At 58.1% G+C, this 25847-nt stretch carries 34 protein-coding genes; 29 read left to right on the top strand and 5 right to left on the bottom strand.

Annotation, left to right across the window (positions count from 1 at the left end):
• Positions 1-4 precede the first annotated feature (4 nt).
• The 22 genes from rplP (at position 5) to bfr (ending at position 11826) form a co-directional block, all read left to right on the top strand.
• A complete protein-coding gene (gene rplP / locus EGJ27_RS16835) occupies positions 5-418 on the top strand; it encodes a 50S ribosomal protein L16 (RefSeq protein WP_027898303.1) in 414 nt (137 codons plus the stop codon).
• Positions 418-609 carry a 50S ribosomal protein L29 gene (gene rpmC / locus EGJ27_RS16830; RefSeq protein WP_002555481.1) on the top strand — a complete coding sequence of 64 codons (192 nt, stop codon included), beginning with the start codon at positions 418-420 and terminating at the stop codon, positions 607-609. Before rplP ends, rpmC begins: the two co-directional genes overlap by 1 nt.
• A 2-nt stretch (positions 610-611) precedes the next feature.
• Positions 612-878 (top strand): 30S ribosomal protein S17, encoded by a 267-nt coding sequence (gene rpsQ, locus EGJ27_RS16825; RefSeq protein ID WP_002555480.1) that lies wholly within the window; start codon positions 612-614, stop codon positions 876-878.
• Positions 879-901: 23 nt separating this feature from the next.
• The gene (gene rplN, locus EGJ27_RS16820; RefSeq protein ID WP_002555479.1) at positions 902-1270 is read left to right on the top strand and encodes a 50S ribosomal protein L14; all 369 of its coding nucleotides are present in this window, start codon (positions 902-904) and stop codon (positions 1268-1270) included.
• An 11-nt stretch (positions 1271-1281) separates the two neighbouring features.
• The gene (gene rplX / locus EGJ27_RS16815) at positions 1282-1596 is read left to right on the top strand and encodes a 50S ribosomal protein L24 (protein WP_002555478.1); all 315 of its coding nucleotides are present in this window, start codon (positions 1282-1284) and stop codon (positions 1594-1596) included.
• A 20-nt stretch (positions 1597-1616) separates the two neighbouring features.
• Positions 1617-2156 (top strand): 50S ribosomal protein L5, encoded by a 540-nt coding sequence (gene rplE / locus EGJ27_RS16810; RefSeq protein WP_004883677.1) that lies wholly within the window; start codon positions 1617-1619, stop codon positions 2154-2156.
• Between the two features lie 13 nt (positions 2157-2169).
• Positions 2170-2475 (top strand): 30S ribosomal protein S14, encoded by a 306-nt coding sequence (gene rpsN, locus EGJ27_RS16805; RefSeq protein ID WP_125831863.1) that lies wholly within the window; start codon positions 2170-2172, stop codon positions 2473-2475.
• A gap of 214 nt (positions 2476-2689) precedes the next feature.
• On the top strand, positions 2690-3082 hold the full coding sequence (gene rpsH, locus EGJ27_RS16800) for a 30S ribosomal protein S8 (RefSeq protein ID WP_125831862.1): 393 nt from the start codon (positions 2690-2692) through the stop codon (positions 3080-3082).
• Positions 3083-3094: 12 nt separating this feature from the next.
• On the top strand, positions 3095-3628 hold the full coding sequence (gene rplF, locus EGJ27_RS16795) for a 50S ribosomal protein L6 (RefSeq protein ID WP_044421721.1): 534 nt from the start codon (positions 3095-3097) through the stop codon (positions 3626-3628).
• A 10-nt stretch (positions 3629-3638) separates the two neighbouring features.
• Complete coding sequence (gene rplR / locus EGJ27_RS16790; protein ID WP_002555473.1) at positions 3639-3989, top strand: 50S ribosomal protein L18; 351 nt, start codon at positions 3639-3641, stop codon at positions 3987-3989.
• 3 nt (positions 3990-3992) lie between these two features.
• Complete coding sequence (rpsE, locus tag EGJ27_RS16785; RefSeq protein ID WP_024687031.1) at positions 3993-4493, top strand: 30S ribosomal protein S5; 501 nt, start codon at positions 3993-3995, stop codon at positions 4491-4493.
• A 2-nt stretch (positions 4494-4495) separates the two neighbouring features.
• A complete protein-coding gene (gene rpmD, locus EGJ27_RS16780; protein WP_003186033.1) occupies positions 4496-4672 on the top strand; it encodes a 50S ribosomal protein L30 in 177 nt (58 codons plus the stop codon).
• A 3-nt stretch (positions 4673-4675) separates the two neighbouring features.
• Positions 4676-5110, top strand: coding sequence for a 50S ribosomal protein L15 (gene rplO, locus EGJ27_RS16775; protein WP_125831861.1), 435 nt, complete (start codon positions 4676-4678; stop codon positions 5108-5110).
• On the top strand, positions 5111-6445 hold the full coding sequence (gene secY, locus EGJ27_RS16770) for a preprotein translocase subunit SecY (RefSeq protein ID WP_125831860.1): 1335 nt from the start codon (positions 5111-5113) through the stop codon (positions 6443-6445).
• A 28-nt stretch (positions 6446-6473) separates the two neighbouring features.
• Positions 6474-6590 carry a 50S ribosomal protein L36 gene (gene rpmJ, locus EGJ27_RS16765; protein WP_002555468.1) on the top strand — a complete coding sequence of 39 codons (117 nt, stop codon included), beginning with the start codon at positions 6474-6476 and terminating at the stop codon, positions 6588-6590.
• Between the two features lie 130 nt (positions 6591-6720).
• Positions 6721-7077, top strand: a complete 357-nt coding sequence (gene rpsM, locus EGJ27_RS16760; protein ID WP_004883692.1) for a 30S ribosomal protein S13 — start codon at positions 6721-6723, stop codon at positions 7075-7077.
• Between the two features lie 30 nt (positions 7078-7107).
• Positions 7108-7497, top strand: a complete 390-nt coding sequence (rpsK, locus tag EGJ27_RS16755; protein ID WP_002555466.1) for a 30S ribosomal protein S11 — start codon at positions 7108-7110, stop codon at positions 7495-7497.
• A gap of 18 nt (positions 7498-7515) precedes the next feature.
• Complete coding sequence (gene rpsD, locus EGJ27_RS16750) at positions 7516-8136, top strand: 30S ribosomal protein S4 (RefSeq protein ID WP_002555465.1); 621 nt, start codon at positions 7516-7518, stop codon at positions 8134-8136.
• A gap of 22 nt (positions 8137-8158) precedes the next feature.
• Positions 8159-9160 (top strand): DNA-directed RNA polymerase subunit alpha, encoded by a 1002-nt coding sequence (gene rpoA, locus EGJ27_RS16745; RefSeq protein ID WP_002555464.1) that lies wholly within the window; start codon positions 8159-8161, stop codon positions 9158-9160.
• A 41-nt stretch (positions 9161-9201) separates the two neighbouring features.
• Complete coding sequence (gene rplQ, locus EGJ27_RS16740; protein ID WP_125831858.1) at positions 9202-9588, top strand: 50S ribosomal protein L17; 387 nt, start codon at positions 9202-9204, stop codon at positions 9586-9588.
• A gap of 169 nt (positions 9589-9757) precedes the next feature.
• Positions 9758-11206: a catalase gene (locus tag EGJ27_RS16735; protein WP_125831857.1), complete on the top strand. Its 1449-nt coding sequence runs from the start codon at positions 9758-9760 to the stop codon at positions 11204-11206.
• A gap of 155 nt (positions 11207-11361) precedes the next feature.
• Positions 11362-11826 carry a bacterioferritin gene (gene bfr, locus EGJ27_RS16730; protein WP_125831856.1) on the top strand — a complete coding sequence of 155 codons (465 nt, stop codon included), beginning with the start codon at positions 11362-11364 and terminating at the stop codon, positions 11824-11826.
• Between the two features lie 147 nt (positions 11827-11973).
• Here the strand turns inward: bfr and uvrA are convergent, their stop codons facing one another.
• Positions 11974-14808: an excinuclease ABC subunit UvrA gene (gene uvrA / locus EGJ27_RS16725; RefSeq protein WP_125831855.1), complete on the bottom strand. Its 2835-nt coding sequence runs from the start codon at positions 14806-14808 to the stop codon at positions 11974-11976.
• A gap of 189 nt (positions 14809-14997) precedes the next feature.
• On the opposite strand from uvrA, the gene EGJ27_RS16720 reads away from it, so the two are divergent.
• Positions 14998-16392 (top strand): MFS transporter, encoded by a 1395-nt coding sequence (locus EGJ27_RS16720; protein ID WP_125831854.1) that lies wholly within the window; start codon positions 14998-15000, stop codon positions 16390-16392.
• A 9-nt stretch (positions 16393-16401) separates the two neighbouring features.
• Positions 16402-16947: a single-stranded DNA-binding protein gene (locus EGJ27_RS16715; protein WP_125831853.1), complete on the top strand. Its 546-nt coding sequence runs from the start codon at positions 16402-16404 to the stop codon at positions 16945-16947.
• A 116-nt stretch (positions 16948-17063) separates the two neighbouring features.
• Here EGJ27_RS16715 and EGJ27_RS25100 read toward each other — a convergent pair whose 3' ends face one another.
• The 4 genes from EGJ27_RS25100 to EGJ27_RS16695 form a co-directional block, all read right to left on the bottom strand.
• The gene (locus EGJ27_RS25100; RefSeq protein WP_256672867.1) at positions 17064-17573 is read right to left on the bottom strand and encodes an AraC family transcriptional regulator; all 510 of its coding nucleotides are present in this window, start codon (positions 17571-17573) and stop codon (positions 17064-17066) included.
• Positions 17574-17687: 114 nt separating this feature from the next.
• Positions 17688-18068 (bottom strand): response regulator transcription factor, encoded by a 381-nt coding sequence (locus EGJ27_RS16705; protein WP_125831852.1) that lies wholly within the window; start codon positions 18066-18068, stop codon positions 17688-17690.
• 63 nt (positions 18069-18131) lie between these two features.
• Positions 18132-19133, bottom strand: a complete 1002-nt coding sequence (locus tag EGJ27_RS16700; RefSeq protein ID WP_125831851.1) for a response regulator — start codon at positions 19131-19133, stop codon at positions 18132-18134.
• A gap of 207 nt (positions 19134-19340) precedes the next feature.
• Positions 19341-20159, bottom strand: a complete 819-nt coding sequence (locus tag EGJ27_RS16695) for an alpha/beta fold hydrolase (RefSeq protein ID WP_125831849.1) — start codon at positions 20157-20159, stop codon at positions 19341-19343.
• Positions 20160-20455: 296 nt separating this feature from the next.
• Between EGJ27_RS16695 and EGJ27_RS16690 the strand changes: the two genes are divergently transcribed.
• The 5 genes from EGJ27_RS16690 (at position 20456) to EGJ27_RS16670 (ending at position 25795) form a co-directional block, all read left to right on the top strand.
• Entirely contained in the window at positions 20456-20809 is a 354-nt protein-coding gene (locus EGJ27_RS16690; RefSeq protein ID WP_256672869.1) for a DoxX family protein, read from the top strand.
• 143 nt (positions 20810-20952) lie between these two features.
• Entirely contained in the window at positions 20953-23166 is a 2214-nt protein-coding gene (locus EGJ27_RS16685; protein WP_371920864.1) for a mechanosensitive ion channel family protein, read from the top strand.
• 138 nt (positions 23167-23304) lie between these two features.
• Complete coding sequence (locus tag EGJ27_RS16680) at positions 23305-24189, top strand: sugar nucleotide-binding protein (RefSeq protein ID WP_125831844.1); 885 nt, start codon at positions 23305-23307, stop codon at positions 24187-24189.
• Positions 24182-25111 (top strand): NAD-dependent epimerase/dehydratase family protein, encoded by a 930-nt coding sequence (locus EGJ27_RS16675; RefSeq protein ID WP_125831843.1) that lies wholly within the window; start codon positions 24182-24184, stop codon positions 25109-25111. The genes EGJ27_RS16680 and EGJ27_RS16675 overlap by 8 nt, the downstream gene beginning before the upstream one ends.
• 198 nt (positions 25112-25309) lie before the next feature.
• Positions 25310-25795 carry a hypothetical protein gene (locus EGJ27_RS16670; RefSeq protein ID WP_125831842.1) on the top strand — a complete coding sequence of 162 codons (486 nt, stop codon included), beginning with the start codon at positions 25310-25312 and terminating at the stop codon, positions 25793-25795.
• Positions 25796-25847 lie beyond the last annotated feature (52 nt).

Below are 25847 nucleotides of genomic sequence, written 5' to 3'. Positions count from 1 at the left end.
CCAAATGTTGCAACCAAAGCGTACGAAGTTCCGCAAGCAGATGACCGGCCACAACCGTGGTCTGGCACTGCGCGGTAGCAAAGTCAGCTTCGGCGAGTATGCGCTGAAGTCTGTTGCTCGTGGTCGTCTCACCGCTCGTCAGATCGAGTCAGCGCGTCGTGCTCTGACCCGTCACGTAAAACGTGGCGGCAAGATCTGGATCCGTGTATTCCCGGACAAGCCTGTTACCAAAAAGCCCCTCGAAGTTCGTATGGGTAAAGGTAAGGGTAACGTCGAGTACTGGGTTGCCCAGATTCAGCCAGGCAAAGTCCTGTATGAAATCGAGGGTGTTTCTGAAGAGCTGGCGCGTGAGGCTTTCGCCCTGGCTGCTGCAAAGCTGCCGCTCGCCACCTCCTTTGTTAAGCGGACGGTGATGTGATGAAAGCGAATGAACTTCGTGAAAAATCAGCACAGCAGCTGAACGAGCAACTGCTCGGCCTGCTGCGCGACCAGTTCAATCTGCGTATGCAGAAAGCAACTGGCCAGTTGGGGCAGTCTCACCTGCTCTCGCAAGTTAAGCGTGACATCGCTCGCGTGAAGACTGTGCTCAACCAGCAGGCAGGTAAGTAATCATGGCTGAAGCCGAAAAAACCGTCCGTACGCTGACTGGCCGTGTCGTCAGCGACAAGATGGACAAGACCATCACCGTTCTGATTGAGCGTCGCGTCAAGCACCCAATCTACGGTAAATACGTTAAGCGTTCGACTAAGCTGCACGCGCACGACGAAACCAACCAGTGCCATATCGGCGACAAGGTCACGATTCGTGAAACTCGTCCGGTAGCCAAGACCAAGTCTTGGGCGCTGGTTGATATCCTCGAACGCGCTGTGGAAGTCTAAGGGCTAAGGGTCGGAGAAATTATATGATTCAGACTCAATCCATGCTCGATGTGGCCGATAACAGCGGCGCACGCCGCGTTATGTGCATCAAGGTGCTGGGTGGCTCCCATCGTCGTTACGCTGGTATCGGTGACATCATCAAAGTGACCGTCAAGGAAGCAATTCCGCGCGGCAAGGTGAAGAAAGGCCAGGTGATGACTGCTGTTGTAGTCCGCACTCGTCACGGCGTTCGTCGTGCAGACGGCTCTATCATCCGCTTCGATGGCAACGCTGCTGTTCTGTTGAACAACAAGCAAGAGCCGATCGGTACCCGTATCTTTGGGCCAGTGACCCGTGAACTTCGTACTGAGAAGTTCATGAAGATCGTTTCGCTCGCCCCAGAAGTTCTGTAAGGAGATCCGACATGCAAAAGATTCGTCGTGACGACGAGATCATCGTGATCGCCGGCAAAGACAAAGGTAAGCGCGGTAAGGTGCTCAAGGTTCTCGCTGACGACCGTCTGGTCGTTGGTGGGATCAACCTGGTGAAGCGTCATACCAAGCCTAACCCGATGTCGGGCGTACAGGGCGGTATCGTCGAGAAAGAAGCGCCACTGCACGCTTCCAACGTCGCCATTTTCAACGGCGCAACCAACAAGGCTGACCGCGTTGGTTTCAAAGTTGAAGACGGCAAGAAAATTCGTGTCTTCAAGTCGACCCAAAAAGCGGTTGATGCTTGAACACTGCTAGGTAGAAGACCATGGCACGACTAAAAGAGATTTACCGGAAGGAAATCGCTCCGAAGCTTAAGGAAGAACTTAAGCTCGCGAACGTGATGGAAGTTCCGCGCGTTACCAAAATCACCCTGAACATGGGTCTGGGCGAAGCGATCGGCGACAAGAAAGTCATCGAGCACGCTGTTGCTGACCTGGAAAAGATCACCGGTCAAAAAGTCGTCGTGACTTACGCTCGGAAATCCATCGCTGGCTTTAAAGTCCGTGAAGGTTGGCCGATCGGCGTCAAGGTTACTCTGCGCCGCGATCGTATGTATGAATTCCTGGATCGTCTGCTGTCGATCTCCCTGCCTCGGGTTCGCGACTTCCGCGGGCTGAATGCCAAGTCCTTCGATGGTCGTGGTAACTACAGCATGGGCGTTAAAGAGCAGATCATCTTCCCGGAAATCGACTACGACAAGATCGATGCTCTCCGCGGTCTGGACATTACCCTGACCACCACTGCCAAGAACGATGATGAAGGCCGCGCTCTGCTGCGTGCATTCAAATTCCCGTTCCGCAACTGATTGGAGTAGGAAAATGGCCAAGAAGAGCATGAAGAACCGTGAGCTGAAGCGTCAGGTCACTGTTGCCAAGTACGCCAAAAAGCGTGCCGAGCTGAAAGCTATCATCGTGGATCTGAACGCAAGTCCAGAAGCACGTTGGGAAGCTACCGTAGCTCTGCAGAAGCAGCCACGTGACGCAAGCGCTGCGCGCATGCGTAACCGCTGCCGCCTGACCGGCCGTCCGCATGGCGTTTACCGCAAGTTCGGCCTCGGCCGTAACATGCTGCGTCAAGCGGCAATGCGTGGCGACGTACCAGGTCTGGTTAAAGCCAGCTGGTAAGGCGTATTTCACGCTTCGACCTGACCGGTATCGCAAGAAACCGGTCAGGTTGATGCCTGAATCTGAATCAAGCCCCTTTTGGGGCTTGATTCATTTCTGGGGTAGGACTAGAATTGCCGGCTCGCCTGAGCCCGTGTTTTCACTTGCCCGGAAAAATCTCGGCGACAAGCTGTAGCCGAAAGGCTAATTATTTTGTATTAGGAGCGTCTAGCCCATGAGTATGCAGGACCCGTTAGCGGACATGCTAACTCGTATCCGTAATGCCCAGATGGCTGAAAAGCCCGTCGTAAGCATGCCATCTTCCACGTTGAAGGTAGCTGTAGCCAAAGTCCTGAAGGACGAGGGTTACATTGCGGGTTATCAGATCAGCAGCGAAATCAAGCCTTCGCTGTCCATCGAGCTTAAATACTTCGAAGGCCGTCCGGTCATCGAGGAAGTTAAGCGCGTCAGCCGTCCAGGCTTGCGTCAGTACAAGTCCTCCGATGATCTGCCAAAAGTTCGTGGCGGCCTCGGTGTGTCTATCGTCTCCACCAACAAAGGTGTGATGACGGATCGTGCTGCGCGCGCTGCCGGTGTCGGCGGCGAAGTGCTTTGCACAGTGTTCTAAGGGGGGATAAGCATGTCACGCGTAGCTAAGAACCCCGTTAAGTTGCCATCCGGCGTCGAAGTCAAACTCGTCGGCCAGCAGCTTTCGGTGAAGGGTGCCAAGGGCACTCTGGAACTGAACATTCATTCGTCGGTTGAAATTGTTGAAGAAGCTGGTGAGCTGCGTTTCGCTGCTCGCAATGGCGATCAACAAACCCGCGCAATGGCCGGCACGACTCGTGCACTGGTTAACAACATGGTCCAGGGCGTAAGCCAAGGCTTCGAGCGCAAGCTCCAGCTGGTCGGTGTTGGTTACAAGGCGCAAGCAAAGGGCTCGGTCCTGAACCTGGCACTTGGCTTCTCGCACCCGGTGGATTACGAATTGCCGAATGGCATCACCGCTGAGACCCCCAGCCAGACCGATATCCTGATTCGTGGTATCGATAAGCAGTTGGTTGGTCAAGTGGCCGCTGAGATCCGCGACTTCCGCCGTCCAGAGCCTTACAAAGGCAAAGGTGTGCGTTACGCAGACGAAGTCGTCCGCCGTAAAGAAGCCAAGAAGAAGTAGGGCATAGCAAATGACCGTCAAAAAAGTTACCCGACTGCGTCGCGCTCGCAAAGCACGCCTGAAGATGCACGAACTCGAAGTCGTTCGTCTCTGCGTGCACCGCTCTTCGCAGCACATTTATGCCCAGGTCATTTCGGCCGACGGCAGCAAAGTCCTGGCAAGCGCCTCGACTTTGGACAAAGAACTGCGTGATGGCGCCACTGGCAACATCGACGCGGCCACTAAGGTTGGCAAGCTGGTCGCCGAGCGTGCAAAAGCCGCGGGCGTATCGCAAGTGGCTTTCGACCGTTCTGGCTTCAAGTACCACGGCCGTGTCAAAGCGCTGGCTGATGCTGCTCGTGAAGGCGGGCTGGAGTTCTAAGTTATGGCAAATAACGACCAAAAACGCGACGAAGGCTACATCGAGAAACTGGTTCAAGTTAACCGCGTGGCCAAAACCGTAAAAGGCGGCCGTATCTTCACTTTCACCGCGTTGACCGTGGTGGGTGATGGTAAAGGGCGCGTTGGCTTCGGCCGTGGCAAGTCACGTGAAGTGCCTGCTGCAATCCAGAAAGCGATGGAAGCTGCTCGCCGCAACATGATCCAAGTTGATCTGAACGGCACCACTCTGCAGTACGCAATGAAGTCTGCCCATGGCGCTTCGAAGGTGTACATGCAGCCTGCTTCTGAAGGTACCGGTATCATCGCTGGCGGCGCTATGCGCGCAGTGCTGGAAGTTGCTGGTGTCCAGAACGTGTTGGCCAAGTGCTACGGCTCGACTAACCCTGTAAACGTGGTTCACGCCACTTTCAAGGGTCTGAAGGGCATGCAGTCTCCTGAGTCCATTGCTGCCAAGCGTGGCAAGCGTGTTGAGGAGATCATCTGATCATGGCTACCGTAAAAGTAACGCTGATCAAAAGCATGACCGGCCGCATCCCTAACCACAAATTGTGCGTTAAGGGTCTGGGTCTGCGTCGCATCGGTCACACTGTAGAAGTCCTGGATACTCCCGAAAATCGCGGGATGATCAACAAGGCTTACTACATGCTGCGAGTCGAGGGTTAATCGATGAAACTCAATGATCTGAGTCCAGCGCCGGGTTCCCGTCGCGAAAAGCATCGTCCGGGCCGTGGTATCGGTAGCGGTTTGGGTAAGACTGGTGGCCGTGGTCACAAAGGTCAGACCTCCCGCTCCGGTGGCACCATCGCTCCAGGCTTTGAAGGCGGTCAACAGCCGCTGCATCGTCGTCTGCCGAAATTCGGTTTCGTTTCCCTGAAAGCCATGGACCGCGCAGAAGTGCGTCTGTCCGAGCTGGCTAAAGTGGAAGGCGACATCGTAACTGTGCAGTCCCTGAAGGATGCCAACGTGATTAACCAGAACGTACTGCGTGTGAAAATCATGCTGTCGGGCGAAGTTACTCGCGCTGTCACCATCAAGGGTATCGCCGCCACCAAAGGTGCGCGTGCGGCTATCGAAGCAGCTGGCGGCAAGTTCGAGGAATAAATGGCTAAGCAAGGTGCTCTCTCAGCGCTCAGCAAAGGCGGGTTGTCCGAGCTCTGGGCTCGACTGCGTTTTCTATTCCTGGCGATTATCGTCTATCGGATAGGTGCGCATATCCCAGTTCCAGGTATCAACCCCGATCGTCTGGCGGAACTGTTTCGACAGAATGAGGGGACCATTCTTAGCTTGTTCAACATGTTTTCCGGCGGCGCGCTGGAACGGATGAGCATCTTTGCACTGGGGATCATGCCGTACATCTCGGCATCGATCATCATGCAATTGATGACCGCCGTCAGCCCGCAGTTGGAGCAGTTGAAGAAGGAAGGTGAGGCTGGTCGTCGTAAGATCAGCCAGTACACCCGCTATGGCACCGTCGTCCTGGCTCTGGTTCAAGCAATCGGCATGTCCGTTGGCTTGGCCGGTCAGGGCGTTGCTTTCTCTGGCGACCTCGGTTTCCACTTCGTGGCTGTTACCACCTTCGTGGCTGGTGCAATGTTCATGATGTGGCTCGGGGAGCAGATCACAGAGCGCGGTGTTGGCAACGGTATCTCGATGTTGATTTTTTCGGGTATCGTCGCCGGTCTTCCGAGAGCGATCGGGCAGTCTTTCGAGTCTGCACGTCAGGGTGATATCAATATTTTCGCTTTGGTCGCCATCGGTTTGCTGGCAGTAGCGATTATCGGTTTCGTGGTGTTCATTGAGCGTGGCCAGCGTCGTATCGCTGTTCACTACGCCAAGCGTCAGCAGGGCCGCAAGGTCTTCGCTGCGCAGACCAGCCACTTGCCTTTGAAAGTGAACATGGCTGGTGTGATTCCGGCCATTTTTGCGAGCAGCATTCTGCTGTTCCCGGCTTCGTTGGGTTCCTGGTTCGGTCAGTCTGAAGGTATGGGCTGGCTGCAGGATATCTCGCAGTCGATCGCTCCTGGTCAGCCGTTGAATATTCTGCTGTTTAGTGCAGGGATTATTTTCTTCTGCTTCTTCTATACGGCGTTGATGTTCAATCCGAAAGACGTAGCGGAAAACCTGAAGAAGTCCGGTGCCTTTATTCCGGGTATTCGTCCAGGCGAGCAGTCGGCACGCTATATTGATGGCGTTCTGACCCGCTTGACCATGTTCGGTGCTCTTTATATGACGGCCGTGTGCCTGCTTCCCCAGTTCCTGGTGGTTGCGGCAAACGTTCCGTTCTACCTTGGCGGGACCTCGTTGCTGATCGTGGTCGTGGTTGTGATGGACTTTATGTCTCAAGTGCAATCTCACCTCGTTTCGCACCAGTACGAATCCCTGATGAAGAAAGCCAACCTGAAGGGCTACGGCGGCAGCGGCGGTATGCTGCGCTGAAGCACCCATAAGGTTCTAGGAGTTGGTGATGAAAGTTCGTGCATCGGTGAAAAAGCTGTGCCGTAACTGCAAGATTATTCGCCGCGAAGGTGTGGTTCGAGTAATTTGCAGCGCGGAACCACGTCATAAGCAGCGCCAAGGCTGATTGTGATTTGTGCTTAAGCCCAGCAGCTAGTGCGCTGCTGGGTTGATTATTTGTTACTACAGCGATATTATCTCGCGCCCTATTTCTTGGCTTCCGGGGCGTAGGTAGCTGTCAATTGGAGTCCCACTGAATGGCCCGTATTGCAGGCGTTAACATTCCAGATAACAAGCATACTGTTATCTCGCTGACCTACATCTATGGTGTTGGTCGCACCACTGCACAGAAAATTTGTGCAACCACCGGGGTCAACCCGGCGGCGAAGATCAAAGATCTGAGCGACGAGCAGATTGAACAGCTGCGTGGCGAAGTGGCGAAGTTCACCACTGAAGGTGACCTGCGTCGCGAAATCAACATGAAAATCAAGCGCTTGATGGACCTGGGCTGCTATCGCGGTCTGCGTCATCGTCGTGGTCTTCCAGTGCGCGGTCAGCGTACCAAGACTAACGCGCGTACTCGCAAAGGTCCGCGTAAGCCGATCCGCAAGTAATCGCTCCAGCGCAACGACAGGAATTTAGTCATGGCAAAACCTGCTGCTCGTCCTCGTAAAAAAGTTAAAAAGACAGTGGTTGATGGCATCGCCCACATCCATGCGTCTTTTAACAACACCATCGTCACCATTACCGATCGTCAAGGTAACGCTCTTTCCTGGGCTACCTCCGGCGGTTCGGGTTTCCGTGGTTCCCGCAAGTCCACGCCGTTCGCTGCTCAGGTAGCCGCTGAACGTGCTGGTCAAGCCGCGCTGGAGTACGGTCTGAAGAACCTCGACGTTAACGTCAAGGGTCCAGGCCCAGGTCGTGAATCCGCTGTCCGTGCATTGAACGGCTGTGGCTATAAGATCGCCAGCATCACCGACGTGACGCCAATCCCGCACAACGGGTGCCGTCCGCCGAAGAAGCGCCGCGTGTAATCCAGGAGACTGTAAGAAATGGCTCGTTACATTGGTCCAAAATGCAAACTTGCTCGTCGTGAAGGCACCGATCTCTTTCTGAAGAGCGGCGTTCGCGCTATCGAATCCAAGTGCAACATCGAAGCAGCTCCAGGCATCCACGGCCAGCGCCGCGGTCGCCAGTCCGATTACGGTACTCAGCTGCGTGAAAAGCAAAAAGTCCGTCGTATCTACGGCGTTCTCGAGCGTCAGTTCAGCGGCTACTACAAAGAAGCCGCCGGCAAGAAAGGCGCAACAGGTGAGAACCTGCTGCAGCTGCTCGAATGCCGTCTGGACAACGTTGTATACCGTATGGGCTTCGGCTCGACTCGTGCCGAATCGCGTCAGCTGGTTTCGCACAAGTCGGTCAGCGTCAACGGCAAAACCGTTAACGTTCCTTCTTACCAAGTTCGTGCTGGTGACGTCGTCGCTATCCGCGAAAAGGCTAAGAACCAACTGCGTATTGTCCAGGCTCTCGATCTGTGTGCCCAACGTGGCCGCGTAGAATGGGTAGAAGTAGACACTGAGAAGAAATCGGGCGTTTTCAAGAACGTTCCAGCTCGCAGTGATCTGTCCGCCGACATCAACGAAAGCCTGATTGTCGAGCTCTACTCCAAGTAAGGGCTAGAAAATAGGTGCATCCATGCAGATTTCGGTAAATGAGTTCCTGACACCCCGCCACATTGATGTGCAGGTTGTCAGTCCAACCCGCGCCAAGATCACACTCGAGCCTCTCGAGCGTGGTTTTGGCCATACCCTGGGCAACGCGCTTCGCCGCATTCTGTTGTCCTCCATGCCCGGCTGTGCAGTAGTCGAGGCCGAGATTGACGGTGTACTCCATGAGTACAGCGCCATCGAAGGTGTACAGGAAGACGTCATTGAAATCCTGTTGAACCTTAAAGGTCTGGCTATCAAGCTGCACGGTCGAGACGAAGTTACGCTGACCTTGTCGAAGAAGGGTTCGGGGGTGGTTACCGCTGCCGATATTCAGCTGGATCATGATGTCGAGATCGTTAATCCCGATCACGTAATCGCTAACCTGGCGTCTAACGGCGTCCTGAACATGAAGCTCACCGTAGCTCGTGGTCGTGGTTATGAGCCGGCAGACTCGCGTCAAAGCGATGAAGACGAGAGCCGCAGCATTGGTCGCTTGCAGCTCGATTCTTCGTTCAGCCCGGTTCGCCGTATCGCATACGTGGTGGAAAACGCCCGTGTCGAGCAGCGCACCAACCTGGACAAGCTGGTTATTGATCTGGAAACCAACGGTACTCTGGATCCTGAAGAGGCAATCCGTCGCGCTGCAACCATCCTGCAACAGCAGTTGGCTGCGTTCGTCGACCTCAAAGGTGACAGCGAACCAGTGGTAATCGAACAGGAAGACGAGATCGATCCGATCCTGCTCCGTCCGGTTGACGATTTGGAACTGACTGTACGTTCGGCTAACTGCCTTAAGGCGGAGAACATCTACTACATCGGCGACCTGATTCAGCGCACCGAAGTAGAGTTGTTGAAAACTCCAAACCTTGGGAAGAAGTCTTTGACTGAGATCAAAGATGTTCTGGCCTCCCGTGGTCTGTCCCTCGGCATGCGCCTCGACAACTGGCCGCCGGCAAGTCTTAAGAAGGACGACAAGGCTACGGCCTGATCGTCGTAATCACCGAACGTGAGTTTGGTAAGGAATGAACCATGCGTCATCGTAAAAGTGGACGTCACCTGAGCCGTACCAGCTCGCACCGCAAGGCCATGTTTCAAAACATGGCGGTGTCGCTGTTCGAGCACGAGCTGATCAAAACTACTCTGCCAAAAGCCAAGGAACTGCGCCGCGTTGCCGAGCCGCTGATCACCCTGGCCAAGGAAGACAGCGTAGCTAACCGCCGTCTGGCTTTCGACCGTACTCGTTCGAAAGAAGCCGTAGGCAAGCTGTTCAACGATCTGGGCAAGCGCTATGCAACCCGTCAGGGCGGCTACCTGCGCATCCTCAAGTGCGGTTTCCGCGCTGGCGACAACGCGCCTATGGCGTACGTCGAGTTGGTTGATCGTCCTGTCGGTGGTTCTGTAGAAACCGCTGAATAAGACATCAGTTCGAACAAAGAACCGGGCCCTAGGCCCGGTTTTTTGCTTTTCAGGATTGTAAAAATCTATAGCTTAAAAAAACTTAATGAATTTGTAGGCTGTAATAGTTCTGGACAATACTCTCGCTCAAGCCGGGTCACCCGGCAGCACAGCCTGAGGAAGAGAACGCATGAGTCAGAACAAAACCCTTACGACTGCCAGTGGTGCGCCAGTCGCCGACAACCAGAACTCCCGCTCGGCGGGTCCTCGCGGTCCTTTGCTGCTGGATGATTTTCATCTGATCGAAAAGCTTGCCCACTTCAACCGGGAGAACATCCCGGAGCGTCGTGTGCATGCGAAAGGCTCGGGTGCCCACGGTACCTTCACCGTCACGCGCGACATCAGTGCCTACACCAGCGCCAAGCTGTTTGACACCGTTGGCAAGCAAACTCCAATCTTTCTGCGTTTTTCCACTGTCGGTGGCGAGCGTGGTTCTGCCGATACCGAGCGTGACCCGCGCGGCTTCGCGATCAAGTTTTACACCGAAGAAGGTAACTGGGACATCGTTGGCAACAACACGCCGGTGTTCTTCATTCGCGACCCTCTGAAGTTTCCTGACTTCATCCATACGCAGAAGCGTTTGCCGCAGACCAACCTCAAAAGCGGCCAGATGATGTGGGATTTCTGGTCCCATTCGCCGGAAGCATTGCACCAGGTCACCATTCTGTTCTCGGACCGAGGCATTCCCGATGGCTACCGTCACATGCACGGCTTCGGTAGCCATACCTATAGCCTGATCAGTGCCAAGGGTCAGCGTCATTGGGTCAAGTGGCACTACAAGACTCGGCAGGGTATCAAGAACCTGTCGCCCGCCGATGCAGCCCGTATTGCCGGTACGGACCCCGATTACGCACAGCGCGACCTGTTTACCGCAATCGAGCGTGGGGATTTCCCTAAGTGGCAGGTCTGCATCCAGTTGATGACCGAGGAGCAAGCGGCTAATCATCACGAGAACCCGTTCGACGTGACCAAGACCTGGTCGCAAAAGGAGTTCCCTCTGATCGAGGTGGGTGAACTGGAGCTCAACCGCAACCCGCTCAACTATTTTGCGGAAGTCGAGCAGGCTGCGTTTGGCCCAAGCAATATGGTTCCAGGCGTAGGGCTGTCCCCGGATCGTATGCTGCAGGGACGTGTGTTTGCTTATGCCGATGCCCATCGCTATCGCGTAGGTACCAACCACCAGCAGCTGCCGATCAATTCGCCGAAGAATCCGGTCTTCAGCTACCAGCGTGACGGTGCCATGGCGTTCGGCACCAACGGCGGTTCGGCGCCAAACTACGAGCCGAACAGCTACGCCGACGCACCCAAGCAGGACCCGCGTTACGCTGAGCCTGAGCTGGCTCTGAGTGGTGGCGCAGGTCGTCATGACCATCGTGAAGACACTGACTACTACAGTCAGGCGGGCAAGCTGTTCAACCTGATGAATGCCGACCAGAAAGCGCTGCTGATCAGCAACATCGCCGGAGCGATGGCTGGCGTATCGAGTGATGTAGTCCAGCGTCAGTTGCAACACTTTTACAGGGCCGACGCTGCTTATGGCCAGGGTGTCGCCGATGCGTTGGGCGTCAACCTGGGTTGACTCTAAGTGAGAAACAGAACCGCCCTCATTAGGGCGGTTTTTCGCGTCTGGATGGCCGAAAATCGATGCTCTTTGTCTGTTTATTGCGTTTTTCCCAGTGACCTCTGGCGGCGCATGGTTCAAACTATCGCCTTTCAGCAGGGAGATCTGGTGCGATGCAAGGCCATCCAGACGTAATTGATTACCTCAACACATTGCTCACTGGCGAACTGGCTGCGCGTGACCAATATTTCATTCATTCGCGCATGTACGAGGACTGGGGCTTTGCCAAGCTCTATGAGCGTATCAATCACGAAATGGAAGAAGAGGCGCAACATGCCGATGCATTGATGCGCCGGATCCTCATGCTCGAAGGCACGCCACGTATGCGGCCTGACGATCTGGATATCGGCACCACGGTGCCTGAGATGCTCGCCAGCGATCTGCGTCTCGAATATAAGGTTCGTGCTGCGCTCTGCAAAGGCATCGAGCTGTGTGAACTGCACAACGACTACATCAGCCGCGACATCCTGCGGGTGCAGTTGGCTGACACCGAGGAAGATCACACCTACTGGCTTGAACAGCAGTTGGGCTTGATCAAGTCGATCGGTTTGCCGAACTACCTGCAGTCCCAGTTCTGATCGCAGACCGGTGAAAACGAAAAGCCCCCGCACTTACGTGACGGGGGCTTTTTATTTGGCCGGCTACGCGTTGTAACAGCGGGCTTGCCCGCGAGCGGCATACGCAACAGCGTCATGCGTCGCGGGCAGGCACGCTCTGCATCTCTATCAGGCTTTATCTCGGAGCAGCAGCGGCTTCAGATAATGGCCTGTGTAGGACTGCTTCATCTCGGCAACCTGTTCAGGCGTCCCTGTGGCGATGATCTGCCCGCCCCGCGAGCCACCTTCCGGACCGAGGTCCACCAGCCAGTCGGCTGTCTTGATGACATCGAGGTTGTGCTCGATCACCACCACGGTATTGCCGTGGTCGCGAAGACGATGCAGCACGTCCAGTAGCTGCTGGATATCGGCGAAGTGTAATCCGGTCGTCGGTTCATCCAGGATATACAGCGTCTTGCCGGTATCGCGCTTGGAAAGCTCGCGGGAGAGTTTGACCCGCTGCGCTTCGCCGCCCGACAGGGTAGTCGCCGACTGGCCCAGCTTGATGTACGAAAGCCCGACATCCATCAGCGTCTGCAGCTTGCGCGCCAGTGCCGGAACGGCATCGAAGAACGCTCTGGCTTCCTCGATCGTCATTTCCAGCGTTTCATGGATGTTCTTGCCCTTGTATTTGATCTCCAGGGTTTCGCGGTTGTAGCGCTTGCTCTTGCACACGTCGCACGGCACATAGATGTCCGGCAGGAAATGCATCTCGACCTTGATCAGGCCATCGCCCTGGCACGCTTCGCAGCGTCCACCCTTGACGTTGAACGAGAACCGGCCCGGGCCGTACCCGCGCGAACGGGATTCCGGCACACCGGCGAACAGTTCGCGAATCGGCGTGAACAACCCGGTATAAGTCGCCGGGTTGGAACGCGGTGTCCGGCCAATCGGGCTTTGGTCAATGTCCACGACCTTGTCCAGATGCTCCAGGCCCTTGATGCTGTCGTGGGTGGCCGCTTCCAGCGTGGTTGCGCCGTTGAGCGCAGTTGCACTGAGCGGAAACAGCGTGTTGTTGATCAGTGTCGACTTCCCGGAACCGGAAACCCCGGTCACGCAGGTCAACAAGCCGATCGGGATCTCCAGGTTCACATCACGCAAGTTGTTGCCGCGTGCGCCCTTGAGGCTCAGCGACAGCTTCTTGTTGCGCGGCGTGCGCTTGGCCGGCACCTCGATCTTGACGCGCCCGGACAGGTACTTGCCTGTCAGGGAGTCAGGGTGAGACATGACCTCGTCCGGCGTACCTTCAGCGACGATATGACCGCCATGCACGCCCGCGCCAGGACCGATGTCGACCACATAGTCCGCGAGGCGGATAGCGTCTTCATCGTGCTCGACGACGATCACCGTGTTGCCGATGTCCCGCAGGTGTTTGAGGGTGCCCAGCAAACGGTCGTTGTCGCGCTGATGCAGGCCGATGGACGGTTCATCGAGGATGTACAAGACGCCCACCAGGCCCGCGCCGATCTGGCTGGCGAGGCGGATGCGCTGAGCTTCACCGCCCGATAGCGTGTCCGCGCTGCGATCCAGCGTCAGGTAGTCCAGGCCGACGTTGACCAGAAACTGCAGGCGCTCGCGGATCTCTTTAAGAATCTTGTCAGCGATCTCGCCACGGCGGCCGGTCAGTTTGAGTACGTCAAAATATTCGGTCGCGTCACCGATCGGCAGGCTGGTCACCGCAGGCAAGGTTTTCTCTCCAACCCACACATGCCGCGCTTCGCGGCGCAGGCGGGTGCCGCGGCAATCCGGGCAAGGCTGGGTGCCGAGGAATTTGGCCAGCTCTTCACGCACGGTCGCCGACTCGGTTTCCCGGTAGCGGCGCTCAAGGTTCGGCACGATGCCTTCGAACGGGTGAGCGCGTTTGACGATGTCGCCACGGTCGTTCAGATACCGGAAATCAACATTCTGACTGCCGCTGCCGCTGAGCAGGACTTTCTGCTGATCGGCCGGCAGCTCCTTGAACGGAACCTCCAGGCTGAAACCGTAGTGCTTGGCCAGTGAGCCGAGCATCTGGAAATAGTAGACATTGCGTCGGTCCCAGCCGCGTATTGCGCCTTCGGCCAAGGTCAGCTCGGCGTTTACCAGGCGCTTGATGTCAAAGAACTGCTTCACACCCAGCCCATCGCAGGTTGGGCAGGCGCCCGCCGGGTTGTTGAAGGAGAACAGCTTGGGCTCCAGCTCGCTGATGGCATGGCCGCAGATCGGGCACGCAAAACGCGCGGAAAAGATCGTTTCTTCGCCGGGCTCGTCATCCATCGGCGCCACCAGCGCAATGCCATCGGCCAGCTTCAAGGCGGTCTCGAAAGACTCCGCCAGACGCTGTTGCAGGTCGGCCCGGACTTTGAAACGGTCCACCACCACGTCGATGGAGTGCTTCTTTTGCTTGTCCAGCTTGGGCAGCTCATCAAGCTCGCACAACTTTCCATTGACTCGCGCCCGCACGAAACCCTGGGCGCGCAGCTCTTCGAACACTGACAAGTGCTCGCCCTTGCGCTCGCGAATCACTGGCGCCAGCAACATCAGCTTGCTGCCTTCAGGCTGGGTCAGCACCAGGTCGACCATCTGACTGACGGTCTGGGCTTCCAGGGGAATGTCGTGATCCGGGCAGCGCGGCTGGCCCACTCGCGCGTAGAGCAGGCGCAGGTAGTCGTAGATCTCGGTGATGGTGCCCACTGTGGATCGTGGGTTGTGGGAAGTGGACTTCTGTTCGATGGAAATCGCCGGCGACAAGCCTTCGATGGTATCGACGTCCGGTTTCTCCATCATCGAGAGGAATTGTCTGGCGTATGCAGAAAGCGATTCTACGTAGCGCCGCTGACCTTCCGCATACAGCGTGTCGAATGCCAGCGATGATTTGCCAGAACCGGACAACCCGGTGATGACGATCAGCTTGTCGCGTGGCAGGGTCAGGTCGATGTTCTTCAGGTTGTGGGTTCGAGCCCCACGAATCAGGATCTTGTCCAAAATGGCCTCGCACGGCGGGCGTCGAAAACGTAGGAGTATACGGTCAAACACTGGATGGATGCACACTATCCAGTCCGCGTCGTATCCGTAGATGAAGACTCTGTCATCTACACGCGTCAAAGCGTCGCGATATACCCCGTCAATCGATGGGACTGGTAGAATCGCCGCCGGTTCACACGAGGTTTCTTCATGCACGATCCCCTCAGCGAACGCATGAGTAGCGGTGAGACGCGCGCGGCAGGCGGTCTGGCCCTGGTGTTCGCTTTCCGCATGCTCGGCATGTTCATGGTTTTGCCGGTCCTGGCCACTTACGGGATGGACCTGGCAGGCGCCAGCCCTGCCTTGATCGGTCTGGCCATCGGCGCCTATGGCCTGACCCAGGCCGTGTTGCAGATTCCGTTCGGGATGATTTCCGACCGGATAGGACGTCGCCCGGTCATTTACCTGGGTTTGATCGTCTTCGCCATCGGCAGTGTCGTGGCCGCGAACGCGGACTCGATCTGGGGAGTCATCGCCGGCCGCATCCTGCAGGGCGCCGGGGCCATTTCCGCCGCAGTCATGGCGCTGTTGTCCGATCTGACGCGTGAACAGCACCGCACCAAGGCCATGGCCATGATCGGGATGACCATCGGCCTGTCGTTCGCCGTTGCGATGGTGGTCGGCCCGCTGATCACCGGCACGTTCGGATTGTCAGGACTGTTCATGGCGACCGGCGGCATGGCGCTGCTGGGCATCCTGATCGTGGCGTTCGTCGTCCCGAAGGCCAACGGGCCGTTGCTGCACCGCGAGTCCGGCGTGGCCAGGCAGGCGTTGGGGGCGACCCTGCGTCATCCGGACCTGCTGCGTCTGGATCTGGGTATCTTCGTGCTGCATGCGATGCTGATGTCCAGTTTCGTCGCGCTTCCGCTGGCGCTGGTCGAAAAGGCCGGTCTGCCCAAAGAGGAGCACTGGTGGGTTTACCTCACCGCGCTGCTGATCTCATTCTTTGCCATGATCCCGTTCATCATTTACGGGGAAAAGAAGCGCCAGATGAAGCGCGTGCTGCTCGGTGCCGTGTTCGTTCTGCTGCTCGCCGAGCTATTCTTCTGGGCATTTGGTAACACGTTGCGGGCACTGGTCATCGGGACAGTGGTATTCTTCACAGCGTTCAATTTGCTGGAAGCTTCACTGCCGTCACTGATCAGCAAAGTGTCGCCGGCCGGCGGAAAAGGCACTGCCATGGGAGTTTATTCCACAAGTCAGTTCCTTGGCTCGGCAGCAGGTGGGATACTGGGTGGCTGGTTGTTCCAGCATGGCGGGCTCGATGTGGTGTTCCTCGGTGGAGCAGCCATGGCCGCTATCTGGTTCGCTTTTGCGATGACCATGCGTGAACCGCCGTACGTGACGAGCCTACGCCTGCCGTTGTCGCCACAGGCGCAGCGTGATGCAGGCCTGGCAGAAAGATTGAAGTCCGTAACAGGCGTGACGGATGCCGTGGTGGTTGTCGAAGAGGCAGCCGTCTATATCAAACTGGATACAAAATTATTGGATCGTGCGTCTCTTGAACAGCTGGTCAATCCAGCGCCGCAAGCGTGCGAAGCCTAGGAGAACGTTATGGCCCGTGGGGTTAACAAAGTCATATTGGTCGGCACTTGCGGCCAGGATCCCGAAGTTCGCTACTTGCCTAACGGTAACGCCGTGACCAACCTGAGTCTGGCCACCAGCGAACAATGGACCGACAAGCAGAGCGGCCAGAAAGTCGAAAAGACCGAATGGCACCGCGTGTCGATGTTCGGCAAGGTTGCCGAGATCGCCGGCGAGTACCTGCGCAAGGGCTCTCAGGTCTACATCGAAGGCAAGCTGCAGACCCGCGAGTGGGAAAAAGACGGCATCAAGCGTTACACCACTGAAATCGTCGTCGACATGCAAGGCACCATGCAGCTGCTCGGTGGCCGTCCTCAGCAGGGTGATGCCCAGCAAGGTCAGGGCGGCGGCTACGGTAATGCTGCACCGCGCCCTCAGCAATCGCGTCCCCAGTCGGCTCCGCCTCAGCAGCAGTCGTATTCGCAGCCACAGCGCGACTCGCGTCCGGCTCCGCAACAGCAGGCTCCACAGCCGGCGGCTGATTTCGACAGCTTCGATGACGATATTCCGTTCTGACGGACCGCTCGCCACCAATAGCACCCAAGGCCCTCAAGTCATGACTTGAGGGCCTTTTGCTTTATGGGCGTACCCCTCGAGGTGTTACCCATAGGGACAATCCTGCCGGCAAAACCTTAATCCCGTATTTGCGCGCGCCGCCAGGCCATCGGACTCTGGCCGGTCTTGCGGGTGAAAGTGCGCGTGAAGTGCGACTGGTCGGCAAATCCGCACTCCAGGCTGACCTGGGTGATGGGCATGCCTGATTCGAGCAGTTGCTTGGAGCGTTCTATCTTGGCGTGCAGAAACCAGTCCTGTGGTGAGTAACCGGTGTTCTTCTTGAAGGCGCGGGAAAAATGGCTGCGGGAGAGCGAACATCCCTGCGCGACCTGGCTGATGCTCAGGGGGCGGGTGATGGAGTTCATCATCAGTTCCTTGGCGCGGCGCTCCTGCCAGGGCGCCAGTGCTACGCGTTGTGCAGGATTGCGCTCGGGCGGGCAGAGCGCCAGCAGCTGCACGCCCAAGGCGACGCATTTTTGATACGCCGTTGCCGGGTGCGAGTGCAGCAGGGTGTTTTGCAGGTTGTGTAGTTGAACAAGAAACTGAGGGTCCAGAGACTCATCGGGGGCGGTAACCGTGGGGTGCATGGCGACTCTCCTGAAAAGTGGCAGGAGAAGTCTGACGACCGGCCGTAGCCGAAGTCCTTTGGCAAAGCTTAATAATCCTTAAGCGCAGGAACTTCGAAGGCGCGGCGTAAGGCGTTACGGCTTTTCGGGGCGTGGCTGATGATGCAGAGCGCTTTCGATGGCGCTCAGCAGTACCTCGCCGGTGAACGGTTTGTGCAGGCAGTCGCAGGCGCCGTTACCCTTGGCTTCGACCAGCGACGCTTCGTCCCAGTGGGCCGACATGCAAATCACTGCCGGACGGGTGCCCGCGGCGTTCAGCGCGATCTGCACGTCCGGGCCTTGCAGGCCTTTCATGCGCAGATCCAGAAGCACGCAGGCGGCGGCGTCCAGCTCATCGCATACCAGCAATTCTTCACCGGACACAAAACCCAAGGCACGATAACCGGCCGATTTCAGCAGGTTGACCAGGCTCTTGCGCACCGACAGGTCGTCGTCCACCACACACACGGTAATCATGGCAGCCACGCGAGGGCCGAGTGCTCGGTCAGCGATTGCAACAGGCTCATCGGTAACCCGCGTTCATGAGGTAAGGGCGTGGGCAGGCAGCGCATCGGCCCGCTGACATTGGTTGACCAGATCGATCAGGGTGCGGGCCTGCATTTTCGCCATGACATGCTTCTTGTGTACCTTGGCGGTCACTTCGCTGATGCCCAGTTCATTGGCGAGCTGTTTGTTGCTGATACCGGTCACCAACAGACCGAGCACTTCATGTTCGCGCGGCGTCAGGGATTCGAGCCGTCGTTGCACCGCCTTCAGCTCGCTCCATGCGTCACGCTGGACATGGGCCTGGTGCATGACCTGTCGCAGGGTGCTCAGCAATTGCTCGTCATTGAACGGCTTGGTCAAGAACTCCACCGCACCGGCCTTTATTGCCTGCACCGACATGGGAATGGTGCCGAAGCCGGTCATGAACACGATCGGCCAGGGCCTGCCGCGACGTACCAGCTCGGCTTGCAGTTCAAGCCCGGTTGCCGCCGGCAGGCTGACATCCAGCAACAGGCAGGCCGGGGCGCAGGGCAGGGTGGTTTGCAGGAAGTCTTCTGCCGAGCCGAACAGGACATGTGGAATGCCTTCCGCCCGCAGCAAGCGGCTCAACGCCGTACGTACCGCTGCGTCGTCATCGATGATGTACACCGTGGTGGGCGCGTCGAAGCGTGGCGGCAGTGGCGACAGCGGCGCCTCGCTCACCGGCGGCAAGGCTGGGACTGTCGACAGGAAACCGGAAGACGGCGGTGCGCTCTCGGCCAGCAAGCGGTAGCCACGGCGCGGAACGGTCTGAATGAAGTCCTTGCCGCCCAGCAACTTGCGCAGGTGGGAAATGTGGACTTCCAGATTGTTGTTCTCGACGATGGTGTTCTGCCACACCTGGCTGATCAGCGTGTCTTTGCTGACGATACGACCTTCGGCGCGAATGAGCGTGGCGAGAATATCGAATGCCCGACCACCCATGCGCAGCATCTGCCCGTCACGAAAGGCTTCCCGGCGCTCGAGAGAGACTGAAGCGAGGCCTACTCGGATCATGATGTCGTTTCCTTGCCGGTGCGGAGGCCGTGCCGTCGGTCTCATGTCGGGGGTACAAACTAGATGAAGCCTGTGGGTCGCGCAATTATCCCGGCGTATAGGAGTGATATCAATCCGCCGCCTGGAAACCTGCGGCTTTGGCAAAAGCAGACGCCTTCGCGGAGCAGTCCGCTTCCAGGTCAAGGTGGAAGCGGACCGGGGGCTGGATCAGTCGGCGATGAACGCCAGCAGATCCTCGTTGAGTTGCTGGCCGTGGGTTACGGCGAAACCGTGGGGCGCACCTGGGTAAACCTTCAGCGTCGCGCCCTGGATCATTTCAGCGGCCAGTTTGCCGGTGGCCTCGAATGGCACGATCTGGTCGGCATCACCGTGGATGACCAGCGTCGGAACGTCGATCCTGGCCATGTCCGGACGGAAGTCGGTTTCCGAGAAGGCGGTCACGCAGTCTACGGTCGCCTTGAGCGAAGCCAGCAGGGCGACGTTCAGAGTCTGGGTCATGACGCCGTCGGACACTTTCTGACCTTGCCCAATGCCGTAGAACGCACTGGAGAAATCAGCGATGAACTGCGCACGGTCTTGCAGCAGGCCGGCCTTGATGCCGTCGAACACGGACTTCTCCACACCTTGCGGGTGGTCTGCAGTCTTGAGGAACAGCGGGGTGACCGCACCCAGCAAAGCCAGCTTGGCGACGCGCTCGCTGCCGTGACGGGCAATGTAGCGCGCCACATCGCCGCCGCCCATGGAGAACCCCACCAGGGTCACGTCGCGCAGGTCGAGGTGCTCGATCAGGGCGGCAATGTCATCGGCAAAGGTGTCGTAGTCGTAGCCGGTCCACGGCTGATCCGAACGCCCAAAGCCTCGGCGGTCGAAAGCGATGGTGCGATAGCCGCGGCTGCTCAGGTATTCCATCTGGTATTCCCACATGTCCGCATCCAGCGGCCAGCCGTGGCTGAACAGCACCGGCTTGCCGGTGCCCCAGTCCTTGAAATAGATTTCAGTGCCGTCGCGCGTCGTAAAAGTGCTCATGCGGGTTCCTTTGTCAGTAAGTCATGGGGGCATTGATCGTACGGTAGGTGCGCGGGTTACGGTGCGCCCAGGCAGTATTGACCCAAACAGGCCATGGGAATTGCGCGAATGTGCTTTTCTCAACGGCGCAGACGAATCCAGCACATGCGAACAATTTCCCGCACCGGGCCTTGCGCATACTGTCGTTCGCCCATCCCACAAGAGAGCTGCCGGACATGGCACCTTGCGCATCACGCCTCGATTACCTCCCGAACACCACCGCCGTTCCGGCCACGCTTGCCTGGGGCCTGCTGTTCATGCGCATCAGCGTCGCGGTGCTGCTGTTATGCGTGCATGGCTTGCCCAAGCTGCTGCACTGGAGCCTGGAAGTGCAGCGCATCGAAGACCCGTTCGGCCTCGGCGCCGGCCTGACCCTCGGGCTGGCGGTGTTCGCCGAAGTCGTGTGTCCGCTGTTGTTGATCCTGGGGCTGTACGCTCGGTTGGCCTGTCTGCCGGTTCTGGCGGTGTTGGTTGTCGCGGTGGCGGTCGTGCATCCCGAATGGACGCTTGAACAGGGGCAGTTCGCCTGGCTACTGATCATCCTTTTCGCCGGCCTTGCGCTGACCGGCCCAGGTCCGTTGGTAATCGGTCGACTGCGCTTGCGCAACTGAAACATCGGACACGTATTTTCCTGCCAAACCGAACTTGCCGCGTGATCGGGACTCAGTTTCTTGGGGCCGGGTCGTGCCCGCTGTTCAAACGAGGAGGAAGCTGCGTGGTACCACAGTTGAGAACCCTGATCCTGATAGGCGTGATGTTGTGCGCCGGCAGCTTCCAACTTCAGGCGGCCGATGTTCCTGCGCTGCCAATGGCTGCCGGAGCGCCGGTCGACGACAAGGCCGCTGAAAAGGGCGATGCCAAGGATTCCGCCAAAGAACCTGCCAAGGAGCAGGCAGAAGCGCCTGCGGAAGCCGCGCCGGAACTTATCGTGCAGGGCGGTCTGTTGGGTGCCATCAGTTCAAGCATCGATGACGTTCAAGAGAAACTGAACCTCGATGACAACCTGTGGGATGCCTGGCGCCTGCGCGCCGACCGGGCCGCGGATGAATTGGGCAAACTGGTCAACAAGCGCACCTCGCGTTCGCAATGGAGCGTGATCGGCGATTTCCTTGTGCTTTCAGTGGTGTGGATGGGCGCCTTCGCGGTGCTGACTTCGCTGGGTCGCTTCGTCGCCGTGCGCCTGTGCCGACGGCCGTTCTTTGCAGCCCGCCAGCGTAGCCAGGATCTGCTCAAATACGTCCTGCCGTTCACCTTGCCGGCAGTGGTCTGCCTGCCGTTGACGCTGTACGTCAGTCATTTCATGCCCACGTCCGTGGGCCGTGCGCTGGCGCTGTGCTTCGCTTACGCCACCAGTAGCGGCATTGTCTCGACCTCGGTGTTGCTGTGCGTGATCGTCATGTTCAACGCCGGCCACAAGCGACCGGCAGTAGCCGTGATTCGCCGGTATGCGCCCCGACCGTTGTTCGTCATCGGCTTTCTGGCCGCATTGAGCGATGCCCTCACCAGCCCGCAGATCGCCCGTCAGCTCGGCAGTAACGTGACCACCAGTGTCGCGGTGTTCACCGGTCTGTTCGCCTCGGTGGTGTTCTGCGTGCTGGTGATCAAGATGCGTCGCCCGATCGCGCACCTGATCCGCAACCGTTCCTTGAGCAGCCGGATGGCGCGTCCGGCGCTGCAAAAGTCACTGCAGATATTCTCCAACCTCTGGTACCTGCCGATCCTGCTGATGATTCTGGTCTCGGCAATCAACCTGATCGGCGCGGGCGAGGACAGCCAGGAAGCGCTGCGCTGTGCGCTTTATACAACCATCCTGCTGATCGCCACGGTGTTCCTGAGCACTGTGTTCCAGCAGATCTTCAAACCGGTCGAAGAAGGCGCCGGGCGAGGAGGGCACGTCTACAAGGCTCGCCTGTTGAGCTTGTTGTACGCAGTGCTGCGCATCGTCCTGGCGATTTCCTTCATCGAGATCCTGGGCCGTATCTGGGGCTTCTCGATGTTCGAGTTCGCCCAGCGCAACACCTTGGGCCGAGTCATCAGCGATTCGTTGAGCAGTATCGGTCTGATCTTCATGGTGACGTGGCTGCTGTGGGTCGTGCTCGACACCGCGATTCAGGAAGCGCTCAAGCCACCGGTCAATCATCGCCATGCACGTCAACCCAGTACGCGGATCAAGACCATCCTCCCGCTGCTGCGCAACGCGATCAAAATCATTCTGGTGGTGATCTGTGCGATCACCACCATGGCCAACCTGGGTATCAACGTCGCACCGCTGTTGGCCGGTGCCGGTGTGGTCGGCCTGGCGATCGGTTTCGGTTCCCAGCAACTGGTGCAGGACGTGATCACCGGCCTGTTCATCATCATTGAAGACACCTTCTCGGTGGGCGATTGGGTCGTGCTCAGCACCGGCCACGCGGGTACAGTGGAAAGCCTGACGATTCGCACCGTTCGGCTGCGCGACGGCAAGGGCTTCGTGCATTCGGTGCCGTTCGGCCAGATCAAGGCGGTGACCAACCAGTCTCGACAGTTCGCCTACGCGTTCTTCTCGGTGCAGTTCACCTATGACTCCAATATCGACGATGCGCTGGCGCTCATTCGTGAAACCGGCCAGTCGATCACTGAAGACATCCTGCTCAAGAACAACCTGCAAGGTCCGCTCGAAGTGTTTGGCGTGGACAAGATGGACCTCAACGGCGTGGTGCTCACGGGTCAGTTCCGCACCTCGTCCGGGGGGCAATACGCGGTAGGGCGCGCCTTCAACGAGCGGCTCAAGCGTCTTGTGGATAAGAATCCGAACGTGCGCTTCGCCCAGACTTATCCACAGATGGTGATGAACCCCGCGGCCCTGCAAGGCCAGCCGGCGATTGCGCCACCTGATGGCGCGCCGCCTGCTGGTACCCCGGCGCCGCAGCCGGCTCCGCCAACTCCCGCGCCAGGCACTCCACCCCTGACCAAGCCGAACGGAGCCTGAATCGACCGGCCCTGGCCTGCCAGGGCTTGCAGCGTGGGCCTTCCTCCGTGCGACTGTTGGGAGATAGCGACCAACGTGTTATGTTTGCAGGCGTTTTTCACCCGATTATTCGACTCTGATACCGAGCCTGCTGACCTTATGCGAATGCGCCTTATGCTGTTGGGCGGCGGGAATGCCCTCGGGCAGGCGCTGATTCGTCTGGGTGCCGAGGAAGACATTGGATTCCTCGCACCACGTCCGCCAGAAGATGGCTGGGACGCAGCGAGCCTGACGCAACTGCTCGACGACACCCGCCCCGATGCCTTGATCAACCTTGCCTACTACTTCGACTGGTTCCAGGCGGAGACCGTAAGCGAGACGCGACTGACACACCAGGAACGCTCCGTCGAGCGCCTGGCCGAACTGTGCCAGCACCACAACATCATTCTGCTCCAGCCTTCCAGCTACCGCGTGTTCGATGGTTCGCGGGCCACGGCCTACAGCGAAAAGGATGAACCGGTTCCCCTGGGCTTGCGTGGCCAGGCGCTATGGCGCATTGAACAGAGTGTGCGTGCCGCTTGCCCGCAACACGTGCTGCTGCGCTTCGGCTGGTTGCTCGACGACAGCCGCGAGGGCGTATTGGGGCGCTTCCTGACCCGCGCCGAACGCGCCGAAGAACTGCTGCTGGCCGATGACCGCCGTGGCAATCCGACGCCGGTCGACGATGCCGCTCGCGTGATTCTTTCCGTGCTCAAACAGCTCGATTGCGAGGCGCCCTTGTGGGGCACTTACCATTACGCCGGCCATGAAGCGACCACACCTGTGGCGCTGGGCCAGGCTGTCCTGACCGAGGCGCGGCTGATGCATCCGCTGGCCATCGAGTCGCCCACGCCGCAAGCCCACGCCGCACGCCCCGACGCGGCCGAAGAGCCGCAACACGCGGTGCTGGCCTGCAAGAAAATTCTTCACACTTTCGGCATCAAGCCCCGCGCCTGGCGCGCAGGACTGCCGAGCCTGCTGGACCGGTACTATCGACATGGCTGACGCTCCAATTCTCATCACTGGCGGAGCGGGTTTCATCGGCTCGCACCTGACCGACGCCTTGCTCGCCGAAGGCCATGCGGTTCGCATCCTCGATGACCTGTCGACCGGCAAGCCCGGCAACCTGCAGATGGACCACCCGCGCCTCGAATTGCTCGAAGGCGATGTGGCCGATGCCGCGCTGGTACGCCGCGCCGTCAACGGCTGCAAGGCCGTGGTGCATCTGGCCGCAGTGGCCTCGGTGCAGGCTTCGGTGGATGATCCGGTTCAGACTCATCAAAGCAATTTCATCGGCACGCTCAATGTCTGCGAAGCCATGCGTGACGCAGGCATCAAGCGCGTGGTGTTTGCTTCCAGCGCGGCGGTGTATGGCAACAACGGCGAAGGCGAGTCCATCACCGAAGACACCACCAAGGCGCCGCTGACACCCTATGCGTCAGACAAGCTGGCCAGCGAGCAGTACCTGGATTTCTACCGCCGCCAGCATGGCCTTGAGCCGGTAGTGTTCAGGTTCTTCAATATCTTCGGCCCGCGCCAGGACCCTTCGTCGCCGTATTCCGGGGTGATCAGCATCTTCGCCGAGCGCATTGAGAAGGGTTTGCCGATCACCGTGTTTGGCGATGGCGAACAGACCCGTGATTTCTTCTATGTGGGTGATCTGGTCAAGTTGCTCACCCAGGCGCTGGCGCTACCTGAGGCGGGTGAAGGGGCGATCAACGTCGGCCTGAATCAGGCCACTTCGCTCAATCAGCTGCTGTCGGAACTATCAGCGGTGGTCGGCAAGCTGCCCGATGTGACGTATGCCGAACCACGTTCCGGCGATATCCGTCATTCCCGAGCCGACAACCAGCGCTTGCTGGCGCGGTTCAGACTGGATGAGCCGACCCCGCTGCGGGTTGGGTTGGCACGTTTGTTGGAGCGTTAGTCAACTCATACCTACCCTTGCGACCTGCAGGCAAGACCCGGTGTAATAGCTTTTATAGTTCTGATGGAAGGACAAGCCGGGATTTACTCCCGGTTGTCTGTAGGAAAGTTCAGCGCTATCTGTAATCGTTGTTTTTAAGATTCAAATAGGAAAGAGCAGCTATTAGTATCCGGCGTTCCTTGGCGTGGATAGTTTCGTATGCAGCTCGAAGACGATGAAGAGGTAAGCAGGACAGTTGCGGTCGATAAACTACCCTGCGAATTTCATGTGGATGGATTTGCGGATGAATATGCACTGCATCTGGAGATCCATAACTCTGCACCGGCAAGCGTTGGTGCCCTGATCTGCTGCGCGATACTGCTCATCGTCGGTGCGCTGATAGCACTGCTCGGTGGTTTGACCATCGTGTTCGGCCCCCGTACCGTGACGTACAACGCGCTGACCGGCCCCAGCCTGTCGCAGTTCATTCAACTCTTTCCTGGTCCCATATTCACGGTAGGTGGGCTGATGGTGGGAGTCGCAGCGTTCATCGACAACCATAATGGGAAACCGCCGTTCGCGCCCGAAGTTTACCTGCTGCTCTTCTATGAATTGCAGTTTGCCGAAATGCCGGATGATCCTTCCCGGATTTCCATCGAATACTTGGATGATGGGAAGTTTCGAATAAGTCTGAGTTGCACGTGATCGAAAACGACAAAGGCACCGCGAGGATGCCTTTGTGCGTTTATGGCTTGGT

Origin of the sequence: Pseudomonas sp. v388 (genome assembly GCF_003935425.1) — a bacterium.
Lineage (GTDB): Bacteria > Pseudomonadota > Gammaproteobacteria > Pseudomonadales > Pseudomonadaceae > Aquipseudomonas.
Note: the sequence above shows the minus strand (reverse complement) of the source record. Positions and strands in the feature narration are given on the sequence as shown.

Excerpts from the sequence above, each read along its gene's own strand:
- EGJ27_RS16680 (WP_125831844.1), top strand. The coding sequence starts at position 23,305 with ATGCGAATGCGCCTTATGCTGTTGGGCGGCGGGAATGCCCTCGGGCAG.
- rpsM (WP_004883692.1), top strand. The coding sequence starts at position 6,721 with ATGGCCCGTATTGCAGGCGTTAACATTCCAGATAACAAGCATACTGTT.
- rpsD (WP_002555465.1), top strand. The coding sequence starts at position 7,516 with ATGGCTCGTTACATTGGTCCAAAATGCAAACTTGCTCGTCGTGAAGGC.
- rplQ (WP_125831858.1), top strand. The coding sequence starts at position 9,202 with ATGCGTCATCGTAAAAGTGGACGTCACCTGAGCCGTACCAGCTCGCAC.
- EGJ27_RS16735 (WP_125831857.1), top strand. The coding sequence starts at position 9,758 with ATGAGTCAGAACAAAACCCTTACGACTGCCAGTGGTGCGCCAGTCGCC.
- rplF (WP_044421721.1), top strand. The coding sequence starts at position 3,095 with ATGTCACGCGTAGCTAAGAACCCCGTTAAGTTGCCATCCGGCGTCGAA.
- EGJ27_RS16700 (WP_125831851.1), bottom strand. The coding sequence starts at position 19,133 with ATGATCCGAGTAGGCCTCGCTTCAGTCTCTCTCGAGCGCCGGGAAGCC.
- bfr (WP_125831856.1), top strand. The coding sequence starts at position 11,362 with ATGCAAGGCCATCCAGACGTAATTGATTACCTCAACACATTGCTCACT.
- rpmJ (WP_002555468.1), top strand. The coding sequence starts at position 6,474 with ATGAAAGTTCGTGCATCGGTGAAAAAGCTGTGCCGTAACTGCAAGATT.
- EGJ27_RS25100 (WP_256672867.1), bottom strand. The coding sequence starts at position 17,573 with ATGCACCCCACGGTTACCGCCCCCGATGAGTCTCTGGACCCTCAGTTT.
- EGJ27_RS16670 (WP_125831842.1), top strand. The coding sequence starts at position 25,310 with ATGCAGCTCGAAGACGATGAAGAGGTAAGCAGGACAGTTGCGGTCGAT.
- EGJ27_RS16675 (WP_125831843.1), top strand. The coding sequence starts at position 24,182 with ATGGCTGACGCTCCAATTCTCATCACTGGCGGAGCGGGTTTCATCGGC.
- rplR (WP_002555473.1), top strand. The coding sequence starts at position 3,639 with ATGACCGTCAAAAAAGTTACCCGACTGCGTCGCGCTCGCAAAGCACGC.
- EGJ27_RS16685 (WP_371920864.1), top strand. The coding sequence starts at position 20,953 with ATGTTGTGCGCCGGCAGCTTCCAACTTCAGGCGGCCGATGTTCCTGCG.
- EGJ27_RS16690 (WP_256672869.1), top strand. The coding sequence starts at position 20,456 with ATGCGCATCAGCGTCGCGGTGCTGCTGTTATGCGTGCATGGCTTGCCC.
- rpmC (WP_002555481.1), top strand. The coding sequence starts at position 418 with ATGAAAGCGAATGAACTTCGTGAAAAATCAGCACAGCAGCTGAACGAG.
- EGJ27_RS16705 (WP_125831852.1), bottom strand. The coding sequence starts at position 18,068 with ATGATTACCGTGTGTGTGGTGGACGACGACCTGTCGGTGCGCAAGAGC.
- rpoA (WP_002555464.1), top strand. The coding sequence starts at position 8,159 with ATGCAGATTTCGGTAAATGAGTTCCTGACACCCCGCCACATTGATGTG.
- EGJ27_RS16720 (WP_125831854.1), top strand. The coding sequence starts at position 14,998 with ATGCACGATCCCCTCAGCGAACGCATGAGTAGCGGTGAGACGCGCGCG.
- rpsN (WP_125831863.1), top strand. The coding sequence starts at position 2,170 with ATGGCCAAGAAGAGCATGAAGAACCGTGAGCTGAAGCGTCAGGTCACT.
- EGJ27_RS16715 (WP_125831853.1), top strand. The coding sequence starts at position 16,402 with ATGGCCCGTGGGGTTAACAAAGTCATATTGGTCGGCACTTGCGGCCAG.
- rpmD (WP_003186033.1), top strand. The coding sequence starts at position 4,496 with ATGGCTACCGTAAAAGTAACGCTGATCAAAAGCATGACCGGCCGCATC.
- secY (WP_125831860.1), top strand. The coding sequence starts at position 5,111 with ATGGCTAAGCAAGGTGCTCTCTCAGCGCTCAGCAAAGGCGGGTTGTCC.
- rpsE (WP_024687031.1), top strand. The coding sequence starts at position 3,993 with ATGGCAAATAACGACCAAAAACGCGACGAAGGCTACATCGAGAAACTG.
- rplN (WP_002555479.1), top strand. The coding sequence starts at position 902 with ATGATTCAGACTCAATCCATGCTCGATGTGGCCGATAACAGCGGCGCA.
- rpsK (WP_002555466.1), top strand. The coding sequence starts at position 7,108 with ATGGCAAAACCTGCTGCTCGTCCTCGTAAAAAAGTTAAAAAGACAGTG.
- rplX (WP_002555478.1), top strand. The coding sequence starts at position 1,282 with ATGCAAAAGATTCGTCGTGACGACGAGATCATCGTGATCGCCGGCAAA.
- rplO (WP_125831861.1), top strand. The coding sequence starts at position 4,676 with ATGAAACTCAATGATCTGAGTCCAGCGCCGGGTTCCCGTCGCGAAAAG.
- rplE (WP_004883677.1), top strand. The coding sequence starts at position 1,617 with ATGGCACGACTAAAAGAGATTTACCGGAAGGAAATCGCTCCGAAGCTT.
- rpsH (WP_125831862.1), top strand. The coding sequence starts at position 2,690 with ATGAGTATGCAGGACCCGTTAGCGGACATGCTAACTCGTATCCGTAAT.
- rpsQ (WP_002555480.1), top strand. The coding sequence starts at position 612 with ATGGCTGAAGCCGAAAAAACCGTCCGTACGCTGACTGGCCGTGTCGTC.
- rplP (WP_027898303.1), top strand. The coding sequence starts at position 5 with ATGTTGCAACCAAAGCGTACGAAGTTCCGCAAGCAGATGACCGGCCAC.
- EGJ27_RS16695 (WP_125831849.1), bottom strand. The coding sequence starts at position 20,159 with ATGAGCACTTTTACGACGCGCGACGGCACTGAAATCTATTTCAAGGAC.